Origin of the sequence: Vibrio sp. 1731 (assembly GCF_033339955.1) — a bacterium.
Taxonomy (GTDB): domain Bacteria; phylum Pseudomonadota; class Gammaproteobacteria; order Enterobacterales; family Vibrionaceae; genus Vibrio; species Vibrio alginolyticus.
In genome coordinates, this window is record NZ_JAWOVO010000149.1 from 1 (window position 1) to 1,102 (window position 1,102).

At 46.5% G+C, this 1,102-nt stretch carries 1 protein-coding gene; it reads left to right on the top strand.

Annotated features, from left to right (window positions below; all coding sequences use genetic code 11):
* The coding region (locus R7035_RS25825; RefSeq protein WP_318146394.1) for an NAD-dependent succinate-semialdehyde dehydrogenase at positions 1-1,102 on the top strand (1,102 nt) is incomplete at both ends.

Below are 1,102 nucleotides of genomic sequence, written 5' to 3' on the forward strand. Positions count from 1 at the left end.
AAAAAATGAAACCTTAAAAGAAGTATTTAAACAATGGGCTTCCGACGACGGAGTTGTGGTCATCAACCCTGCAACTGAGCAAGAGTTAATTCGCTTGAAACCGAGTTCAATTGAAGAGTTGGATTGCCTCATTGAAGCGTGTTCGGCTGAACAAGTTCGATGGGCTAAGTTGAGTGTGAAAGAGCGCTCTAGCTGTTTGAAAAACTGGCATCAATTGTTGATGGAGCACGCTGAAGATATAGCGACCATTATTACATTGGAACAGGGCAAGCCATTGTCTGAAAGCCGCGGGGAAGTGAGCTACGGGGCATCTTTTGTCGAGTGGTTTGCAGAAGAGGCTAAACGAGCTTATGGAGAAGTTATTCCAGCTCCTGCTGTAGATAGACGTTTATCTACAATTAAACAGCCTGTAGGCGTGTGTGCTGCGATTACACCGTGGAATTTCCCTATTGCTATGATCACACGAAAAGCGGCACCTGCGTTAGCTGCTGGGTGTGGGATGATCATCAAACCGTCGGAGTTGACCCCTCTGACCGCACTAGCGGTTGTTGAACTTGCGTATCAGGCTGGTATCCCTAAGCCGCTTTTACCTGTTGTTATTTCTGAACAGGCCGCTGAGTTTGGTCAGGTGTTATCGATGGATCCTAGGATCAAGAAGATTTCATTTACGGGTTCGACTCGCGTCGGCAAAATTTTGATGAAGCAGGCTAGTGAAACTGTTAAAGCGGTATCGATGGAACTTGGAGGTAACGCTCCGTTTATTGTTTTTGAGGATGCTGATTTGGAATCAGCTGCTGATGGGCTTATCGCGTCTAAGTTCCGCAATGCAGGACAAACGTGCGTGTGTACAAACCGTTTATATGTACATCAAAATGTCAAAGAGCGCTTTATGGAAAAAGTGCTCGCGAAAATGATGGAGCTAAATGTTGGGAATGGCTTGGAGTCTGGTGTGACAGTTGGGCCAGTGATCACCATGGCTTCTAAGCATCGTCTGGAGGCTGTTATTGATCAGGCGTTACAAGAGGGGGCTACCATTGCTAACCGTCCTCAAAAGCTCGCAGGGCGCTTTATGGAGCCTGTAATTTTGGATAATGTCGATCAA